Raw genomic sequence first — 9,306 nt, forward strand, 5'->3', positions numbered from 1 at the left:
GGGCAGGAGGACCGGGCTCGTTTGCTGCTTTCTGCCCACCCGCCCCCCACCCCCCCCCGCCCCGTTCTTCCCCCCACCCAACGAAACACCCCCCCACCCCTTCCACAAGTTTTCTTCCCCGCGAAGCTTTTTATGGGGCGAACGGCAGTTCGCGCTTGTGCTGGGTCTTGCGGTAGGTGGCGACGATGATGTCGAACGCTGCCTGGTCAACCGGCTGCCCATGCAGGAAGGCATCGATCTGCTGATAGGTCACGCCATGTGATGCCTCGTCCGGCTTGCCTGGTTCCAGGTCTTCCAGGTCTGCAGTTGGCACCTTCTCCACCAGCGATTCCGGCGCACCGAAGCTGCGCGCGATCGCCCGCACCTGGTTCTTCACCAGCCCGCTCAGCGGCGCCAGGTCACAGGCACCATCACCGAACTTGGTAAAGAAGCCCATCACCGCCTCGGCGGCGTGGTCGGTGCCGATCACCAGGCCTGCGCGCGCGCCAGCGATGGTGTACTGGGCGACCATGCGGGTGCGCGCCTTGACGTTGCCAACGACGAAGTCGACCAGGGTCGGCGAGCCGTTCTTCAGCTCCACCACTTCGGCGGCCAGGGCTCGGACGGCCGGGGCGATATCGACGGTGTGCACTTCGTCTGCCTTGATCACCTCCAGGCAGGCCTGGGCGTCGTGTTCGTCGTGCTGCACCTGGTAGGGCAGGCGTACGGCGATGAAGGTGTAGGCCTTGTCGCCGGTCTCGGCGCGCAGCTCATTGACGGCGCGCTGGGCGAGCAGGGCGGCGGTCAGCGAATCGACGCCGCCGCTGATGCCCAGCACCAGGGTCTTGAGTCGGGCGTTGGCCAGGCAGTCCTTGATGAAGGCCACGCGCCGGGCCACTTCCTTCTCGAGCGCGGCGGCGTCGGCGAAGGGTGGCTGTACCTTGAGCGCCTGGGCAATCTCTTGCTGAACGGCTTGCATGGGTTACTCCTTGCTAGGGACTTTGAATACGTGACGCAGGTAGGCGACGAAGTTCTCGTCGCGGCATTGGGTCTTGGCGGCTTCGTCGGAAATCTTCGCCACTGGCGAGCCGTTGCAGTCGGTCATTTTAAGCACGATGCTCATCGGCGCCACACCCGGGATGTCACAGGTCAGGTTGGTGCCGATGCCGAAGCTGACATTGATGCGGCCGCGCAGTGCGCGGAAGATCTGCAGGATGCGCGGCAGGTCCAGGCCATCGGAGAACACCAGGGTCTTGGTCATCGGATCGATCCCCAGCTTGCGATAGTGCGCGATGGCCTTTTCCGCCCAGGCCACCGGCTCGCCCGAATCGTGGCGCAGGCCGTCGAAGAGCTTGGCGAAGTACAGGTCGAAGTCGCCGAGGAACGCATCCATGGTGATGCAGTCGGTCAGGGCGATACCGAGCAGCCCGCGGTACTCGCGTACCCAGCAGTCCAGCGCGGCGATCTGGCTGTCGATCAGGCGCGGGCCGAGCTGCTGGTGGGCCATGATCCATTCATGGGCCATGGTGCCGAGCGGCTTGATATCCAGTTTCCATGCCAGGTCGACGTTGCTGGTGCCGACGAAGCGTGCCGGGAAGTCATCGCGCATCACCCGTACCACCTCTTCCTGCACGCGGCTCGAGAAGCGTCGGCGGGTGCCGAAGTCGGCGACTTGCAGGGCGCTCAGCTCTTCTTCGCTGGCATTGGCGCGCAACCAGTCGAACTTGTGATAGAGCTGGTCGCGCGCAGTCTCAAGGCGCATCTGCGGATGAAGGGCGCGGTTGCGCACTTCGCTGATGATCGCCAGCAGCGGCACCTCGAACAGGATCACGTGCAGCCACGGGCCGCGCAGGCGCAGGAACAGCTGGTCATGCTCGATGCCGATGCGCAGGTAGCGCAGGTTGAAGCGGAACAGGCCGAGAAAGCGCAGGAAGTCGGGCTTGAGGAAGCTGATGCGTTCGAGGAAGGTCAGTTGGCCGTCGTCGAGGGTGAGGTCGGCCAGCCGTTCGATCTGCTGACGGATTTCACCCAGATAGGGGCGCAGGTCTTCGCCGTTGCGGCAGCGGAATTCCCATTCCACGTCGGCGTCCGGGTAGTTGTGCAGGACGCCCTGCATCATGGTGAGCTTGTAGAAGTCGGTGTCGAGCAGGTTATGCACGATGCGCTCGGCGAATGCGCTCTCGCTCATCAAAAAGGCTCCGGAAGCAGCGAATGGCGGACATTGTGCCAGCCTTTTGGGTGTTGTGGTGTCTGGGCTGATCTCTTCGCGGGCAAGCTCGCTCCTACAGAGGAGTGGGAGCGGGCTTGCCCGTGAAGGGGCCAGAACCGCCAGATCGGGTGTTTTTCCGTGCACCAGCTAGCCTTCAAACAGTGCTGCCTGTAGCAGTGACGCACCAGCGGTGTGCACTTCGGTGACGTCCACTGTTACAGGGCGGTTGCACGTAAACACTTGCGAGGGTTGCAATGATGGGACCTTGCGGTTGCTCCTTTGTTTTGCGTTCAGTGGCGCCTGCCCTGTGGCAGACGGTTGCACGCTCAATAAAGAAACGACCGCCGGAGGTCTGCAGTGGCCCAGCGAAGTGTGTTTTCCCGGAAGACAAAACTGATGGCACGGCCCTTGCTCGGAGCACAGGGTTGATGAAGTTGTAGTGCCAACTAAAAAACTCTAGGAGCACCACCTCATGTCGCAGACGTTTTACAAGAAAGGTTTCCTGGCACTGGCCGTGGCTACGGCACTGGGTGTTTCTTCGTATGTACAGGCCGACGTAAAGATCGGCGTAGCGGGCCCGATGACCGGCGCCAACGCAGCGTTTGGCGAGCAATACATGAAGGGCGCCCAGGCGGCAGCCGATGTGGTCAACAAGGCTGGCGGCATCAACGGCGAGAAGATCGTCCTGGTCAAGGGCGATGACGCGTGCGAGCCGAAGCAGGCCGTGGCCGTGGCCAACCGCCTGGTCGATCAGGACAAGGTGATCGGCGTGGTCGGACACTTCTGCTCCTCCAACACCATTCCCGCTTCCGAGGTGTACGACGAAGCCGGCGTCATCGCGATCACCCCCGGGTCGACCAACCCGCAGGTCACCGAGCGCGGCCTGTCGGCCATGTTCCGCATGTGCGGTCGTGACGACCAGCAGGGCATCGTCGCCGGCGACTACATCGTCGATGTGCTCAAGGGCAAGAAGGTCGCGGTCCTGCACGACAAGGACACCTATGGCCAGGGCCTGGCCGATGCGACCAAGGCGCAGCTCGAGAAGCGCGGAGTCAAGCCTGTGCTGTACGAAGGCCTGACCCGTGGCGAGAAGGACTTCAGCGCCGTGGTCACCAAGATCCGCTCCACCGGCGCCGACGTCGTCTACTTCGGCGGGCTGCACCCGGAAGCCGGTCCGCTGGTGCGCCAGCTGCGCGAGCAGGGCCTGAAGGACGTCAAGTTCATGTCCGACGACGGTATCGTCACCGACGAACTGGTGGCCACCGCAGGCGGTGCGCAGTACACCGACGGCGTGTACATGACCTTTGGTGCCGACCCGCGCCTGCTGCCAGACAGCAAGGCGGTGGTCGAGGAGTTCCGCAAGGCCGGCACCGAGCCTGAGGGCTACACCTTGTACGCCTACGCCTCGGTCCAGGCGCTGGCCGCCGCGTTCAACGGCGCCAAGTCGAACAAGGGCGAAGACGCCGCCAAGTGGCTCAAGGCCAACCCGGTCAAGACCGTCATGGGCGAGAAGAAGTGGGACAGCAAGGGCGACCTGACCGTCTCCGACTACGTGGTCTACCAGTGGGATGCCAACGGCAAGTACCACCAGCTGGAAAAACAAAAATAACAATGGCTTGAAGCCCGGTCGCCTTGGCGCACCGGGCCGCGGCCCCGCGGTATTTGTACTTTATCCGTAGATCTGCACAGTCCTGCGCGGCGAGGAACGCTCTACCCTTGCCCCCGCCGTAGTCGGCGCTCGTGCAATCTCAATAGGTGAGATTGCGTTATGGATGGTATTTTCCTGCAGCAACTGATCAATGGGCTGACCCTCGGGTCTGTCTATGGTCTGATCGCCATCGGCTACACAATGGTCTATGGCATCATCGGCATGATCAACTTCGCGCACGGCGAGGTGTATATGATCTCCGCGTATCTCGCGGCGATCAGCCTGGCATTGCTGGCCTACTTCGGTATCGAATCCTTCCCGCTGCTGATGCTTGGCACGCTGTTGTTCACCATTGTCGTCACCGGTGTCTATGGCTTCACCATCGAGCGCATCGCCTACAAGCCGCTGCGCAACTCCACTCGCCTGGCTCCGCTGATCAGCGCCATCGGCATCTCGCTGATCCTGCAGAACTACGCGCAGCTCAGCCAGGGCGCGCGTCAACAAGGCGTACCGACCCTGCTCGAAGGCGCCTGGCGCGTCGATATCGGCACCGGCTTCGTCCAGCTCACCTACACCAAGATCTTCATCCTGGTTGCCGCCTTCGTCGGCATGGGCCTGCTCACCTACGTGATCAAGTACACCAAGCTCGGGCGCATGTGCCGCGCCACCCAGCAGGACCGCAAGATGGCGTCGATCCTCGGGATCAACACCGACCGCGTGATCTCCTATGTGTTCGTCATCGGTGCGGTGATGGCGGCGCTGGCGGGTGTGCTGATCACCATGAACTACGGCACCTTCGACTTCTACGCGGGCTTCATCATCGGCATCAAGGCGTTCACTGCCGCGGTGCTCGGGGGCATCGGCTCGTTGCCGGGTGCCATGCTCGGCGGGATCATCCTGGGCATCTCCGAATCGCTGTTCTCTGGCCTGGTCAACTCCGACTACAAGGACGTGTTCAGCTTCTCGCTGTTGGTGATGATCCTCATCTTCCGTCCACAAGGCCTGCTCGGTCGCCCGCTCGTGGCTAAGGTGTGATCATGTCCGTTGCCAATACTGCCTCCACTTCTCCAAGCAAGGGCTTCGACATCAAGCGCAGCCTGATCGAGACCCTCGTCGCCGGCCTGCTGGCGCTCATCGTTTTCGGCCCGGTCGTCGGCGTGGTGCTCGACGGCTACAGCTTCAATGCAGAACCCCGGCGAGTCGCGTGGCTGGTCGGCGGGGTGATGATCGGTCGCTTCGTGCTCAGCCTGTTCCTGCAGACACCCACCGGCCAACGCCTGCTGCAAGGCTTCGACAGCGGCGGCTCCGGCGTGCACGTGCTGGCTCCCGACTACAAGTCGCGCCTGCGCTACATCATCCCGGCGCTGATCGTCATCGCCATCGTCTTCCCGATCTTTGCCAACAAGTACCTGCTGACCGTGGTCATCCTCGGGCTGATCTACGTGCTGCTGGGCTTGGGCCTGAACATCGTGGTCGGCCTTGCCGGACTGCTCGACCTGGGTTACGTGGCGTTCTACGCCATCGGCGCCTACGGCCTGGCGTTGGGCTACCAGTACCTGGGGCTGGGCTTCTGGACCGTGCTGCCATTGGCGGCCATCGCTGCGGCGCTGGCGGGATGCATACTGGGCTTCCCGGTGCTGCGCATGCATGGCGACTACCTGGCGATCGTCACCCTGGGGTTCGGTGAAATCATTCGCCTGGTGCTGAACAACTGGTTGTCGTTCACCGGCGGTCCGAACGGCATGCCGGCGCCGTCGCCGACCTTCTTCGGGCTGGAGTTCGGCCGTCGGGCGAAGGATGGCGGGGTGCCGTTCCACGAGTTCTTCGGTATCGAATACAACGCCAACTACAAGTTCCTGTTCATCTACATCGTGCTGTTCCTGGTGGTATTGGCGGTGCTCTACATCAAGCACCGGCTCACGCGCATGCCGGTCGGTCGAGCCTGGGAGGCGCTGCGTGAAGACGAGATCGCCTGCCGTTCGATGGGCCTGAACCACGTGCTGGTCAAGCTTTCGGCCTTCACCCTGGGCGCCTCTACTGCGGGCCTTGCCGGGGTGTTCTTCGCCACTTACCAGGGTTTCGTCAACCCGTCGTCGTTCACCTTCTTCGAATCGGCCTTGATCCTGGCCATCGTCGTGCTTGGCGGCATGGGCTCGACCGTGGGCGTGGTGATCGCCGCCTTCGTGCTGACCGTGGCGCCGGAGCTGCTGCGCAGCTTCTCCGAGTACCGCGTGCTGCTGTTCGGTGTGCTGATGGTGCTGATGATGATCTGGCGACCGCGAGGGCTGATCCGCATCAGCCGCACTGGCGTGGTCCCACGTAAAGGAGTGGCGCCATGAGCGACGAAATCATTCTCTCGGTCGACAACCTGATGATGCAGTTCGGCGGCATCAAGGCGCTCAGCGACGTCAGCCTGAAGGTCAAGCGCAACCAGATCTTCGCCCTGATCGGCCCCAACGGCGCCGGCAAGACCACGGTGTTCAACTGCCTGACCGGCTTCTACAAGGCCAGCGGTGGGCGTATCGAGCTGAACGTGCGTGGCCGTCACACCAACGTCATCCAGCTGCTGGGCGAACGCTTCGAGGCGACGGATTTCGTCTCCCCGGCGCGCTTCGCCAACCGCCTGTACTACAAGATGTTCGGTGGCACCCACCTGGTGAACCGCGCGGGCCTGGCACGCACCTTCCAGAACATTCGCCTGTTCAAGGAAATGTCGGTGGTGGAAAACCTGCTGGTGGCCCAGCACATGTGGGTCAACCGCAATCTGCTGGCCGGGGTGCTCAACACCAAGGGCTATCGCCAGGCCGAAAGCGATGCGCTGGACCACGCGTTCTACTGGTTGGAGGTGGTCGATCTGGTCGATTGCGCCAACCGCCTGGCCGGCGAGCTGTCGTACGGACAGCAGCGCCGCCTGGAGATCGCCCGGGCCATGTGCACGCGGCCGAAGATCATCTGCCTGGACGAGCCGGCCGCCGGCCTCAACCCGCAGGAGACCGAGGCCCTGAGCCGCATGATTCGTGTGCTGCGCGACGAGCACGACATCACCGTGGTGCTGATCGAGCATGACATGGGCATGGTCATGAGCATTTCCGATCACATCGTCGTGCTCGACCACGGCAATGTGATCGCCGAAGGCGCCCCGCAGGACATCCGCAACAACCCGACGGTAATCGCCGCCTACCTGGGTGCCGACGAAGAGGAACTGATATGAGTGCACCCATTCTCGAGCTCAAGGACCTGGATGTGTTCTACGGGCCGATCCAGGCGCTGAAGAAGGTTTCGATGCATATCGAGGAGGGCGAGACGGTCAGCCTGATCGGTGCCAACGGCGCGGGCAAGTCCACGCTGCTGATGTCGATTTTCGGCCAGCCGCGGGCGGCCTCGGGGCAGATCCTCTACCGTGGCACCGACATTACCCGCAAGTCGTCGCACTACATCGCCTCCAACGGCATCGCCCAGTCGCCGGAAGGGCGGCGGGTGTTCCCCGACATGACCGTCGAGGAGAACCTGATGATGGGCACCATCCCCATCGGCGACAAGCATGCCGACGAAGACATGCAGCGCATGTACGAGCTGTTCCCGCGACTCAAGGAGCGCCGCAACCAGCGGGCCATGACCATGTCCGGCGGCGAGCAGCAGATGCTGGCCATCGCCCGTGCCTTGATGAGCCGGCCCAAGCTGCTGTTGCTGGACGAGCCGTCGCTGGGGTTGGCGCCGATCGTGGTCAAGCAGATCTTCTCGACCCTGCGCGAACTGGCCAAGACCGGCATGACCATTTTCCTGGTCGAGCAGAACGCCAACCATGCGCTGAAACTGTCGGACCGGGCGTATGTGATGGTCAACGGCCAGATTCGCATGACCGGGACCGGGCAGGAGTTGCTGGTCAACGAAGAGGTGCGTAGCGCGTATCTGGGCGGGCATTGAGGTGGTGCAGGGGCTGCTTTGCGGCCCCGGTCGGCAATGTGGACAACTTGTCGCACATCCCGCTTGAAACACTGTAGATTCCCCGCATAACCCCTTGTTTCCACAGGCACGGTCTTTTCCACGATTAATGTGGAACCGCCTGTGGAAAACATGGTGGCACCTCGCTGGACCCCTCGCAATCCAAGGCCTGCATGGCAATGATCAATAATTGATCAATCGAGCTTTGTGCACAATTCCGTGGCTCTTTTGCCGTTGAAACGCGGCCAGGGATCGCGGCTGTCTTTCTGTGGATAAGTCTGTGCACAACCCTTGGACAGACCGCTGTACACGGCATGGCTGAAAGCGTTGAGCCATCACCCTGAGCGCTCTGAAAGAGTTCCCTCAGGCCACAGGGTTCCCTTTACCCGACGAGTTGCCCCCAATCCGTGGGGAAAGCCTTGTGGATAAGATGCGTATAGCCTGCACCAGCCCTTGTGCTGCAAGGCTTTCGAGGCGTTGCCTGTTTTTTGACCAGTACCGAAAACGGCTTGCTGCCGGCGAGCGCCGCGGGCATGCTGCAAGGCCTGCGACGACCCCTACAGCGAAGGAGAACAGCATGACGTCCACCATATTCATCACAGGTGCCACTTCCGGTTTCGGTGAAGCCACTGCCCGTCGTTTCGCCGACGCGGGCTGGAAGCTGGTGCTCACCGGTCGCCGCAAGGAGCGCCTGGACGCCCTGTGCGCCGAGCTGTCGGCCAAGACCGAGGTGTTGGGCCTGGTGGTCGATGTGCGCGACCGCAAGGCAATGGAGGCGGCGATTGCCGGCCTGCCGCCGACCTTCGACAAGTTGCAGGGCCTGGTCAACAACGCAGGGCTGGCCCTGGGCGCCGACCCTGCGCCGCAGTGCGACCTGGACGACTGGGAAACCATGGTCGACACCAACATCAAGGGCCTGATGTACACCACCCGCCTGCTGTTGCCGCGCCTGATCGCCCATGGCCGTGGCGCAAGCATCCTCAACGTGGGTTCGGTGGCGGGCAACTACCCCTATCCGGGCAGCCATGTGTATGGCGGCACCAAGGCCTTTGTCGGGCAGTTCTCCCTGAGCCTGCGCTGCGACCTGCGCGGCACCGGCGTACGGGTGACCAACATCGAGCCGGGGCTGTGCGAAAGCGAGTTCTCGCTGGTGCGCTTCGGTGGCGACCAGTCGCGCTACGACGCTACCTACGCGGGCGCCGAGCCGATCCAGCCGCAGGACATCGCCGACACCATCTTCTGGGTGCTCAACCAGCCGGCGCACATCAACATCAACAACCTTGAACTGATGCCGGTAAGCCAGGACTGGGCTGGGTTCTCGATCGACCGCTCGGCCAAGGGCTGAAAACGGTTCCTCGCCAACTCTTGTAGGAGCAACTGTCTTGCTCAAAATCTAAAGGTCAGCCCAATCCCCCTGTAGGAGCGGGCTTGCCCGCGAACACGGGCGTAGCCCGTGCCAGGCAGCGCGGTGTCTTTTTCTCGGGCAAGTCGGAGCGCCGAACCGCCGCTCCCACAGGGGTCGGGCTGG

At 62.8% G+C, this 9,306-nt stretch carries 8 protein-coding genes; 6 read left to right on the top strand and 2 right to left on the bottom strand.

Going from position 1 to position 9,306, the window contains the following annotated elements; translation table 11 throughout:
• Positions 1-130: 130 nt before the first annotated feature.
• Positions 131-958, bottom strand: a complete 828-nt coding sequence (gene nadE, locus ACPZMI_RS03155; RefSeq protein ID WP_186711696.1) for an ammonia-dependent NAD(+) synthetase — start codon at positions 956-958, stop codon at positions 131-133.
• A gap of 3 nt (positions 959-961) precedes the next feature.
• Positions 962-2,167 (bottom strand): nicotinate phosphoribosyltransferase, encoded by a 1,206-nt coding sequence (gene pncB / locus ACPZMI_RS03160; protein WP_426351658.1) that lies wholly within the window; start codon positions 2,165-2,167, stop codon positions 962-964.
• 493 nt (positions 2,168-2,660) lie between these two features.
• Between pncB and ACPZMI_RS03165 the strand changes: the two genes are divergently transcribed.
• The 6 genes from ACPZMI_RS03165 to ACPZMI_RS03190 all read left to right on the top strand — a co-directional run bounded on the left by ACPZMI_RS03165 (position 2,661) and on the right by ACPZMI_RS03190 (position 9,123).
• The gene (locus tag ACPZMI_RS03165; protein WP_186665946.1) at positions 2,661-3,797 is read left to right on the top strand and encodes a branched-chain amino acid ABC transporter substrate-binding protein; all 1,137 of its coding nucleotides are present in this window, start codon (positions 2,661-2,663) and stop codon (positions 3,795-3,797) included.
• 159 nt (positions 3,798-3,956) lie between these two features.
• Complete coding sequence (locus ACPZMI_RS03170; RefSeq protein ID WP_186665947.1) at positions 3,957-4,871, top strand: ABC transporter permease subunit; 915 nt, start codon at positions 3,957-3,959, stop codon at positions 4,869-4,871.
• 2 nt (positions 4,872-4,873) lie between these two features.
• A complete protein-coding gene (gene livM / locus ACPZMI_RS03175) occupies positions 4,874-6,175 on the top strand; it encodes a high-affinity branched-chain amino acid ABC transporter permease LivM (RefSeq protein WP_186665951.1) in 1,302 nt (433 codons plus the stop codon).
• On the top strand, positions 6,172-7,047 hold the full coding sequence (locus ACPZMI_RS03180; RefSeq protein WP_186665953.1) for an ATP-binding cassette domain-containing protein: 876 nt from the start codon (positions 6,172-6,174) through the stop codon (positions 7,045-7,047). Before livM ends, ACPZMI_RS03180 begins: the two co-directional genes overlap by 4 nt.
• Positions 7,044-7,760: an ABC transporter ATP-binding protein gene (locus tag ACPZMI_RS03185; protein WP_054894550.1), complete on the top strand. Its 717-nt coding sequence runs from the start codon at positions 7,044-7,046 to the stop codon at positions 7,758-7,760. The genes ACPZMI_RS03180 and ACPZMI_RS03185 overlap by 4 nt, the downstream gene beginning before the upstream one ends.
• 595 nt (positions 7,761-8,355) lie before the next feature.
• A complete protein-coding gene (locus tag ACPZMI_RS03190; RefSeq protein WP_411383365.1) occupies positions 8,356-9,123 on the top strand; it encodes an SDR family oxidoreductase in 768 nt (255 codons plus the stop codon).
• Positions 9,124-9,306: the final 183 nt, after the last annotated feature.

This window comes from Pseudomonas wayambapalatensis (assembly GCF_049942315.1).
In the GTDB taxonomy this organism is placed as follows: domain Bacteria; phylum Pseudomonadota; class Gammaproteobacteria; order Pseudomonadales; family Pseudomonadaceae; genus Aquipseudomonas; species Aquipseudomonas wayambapalatensis.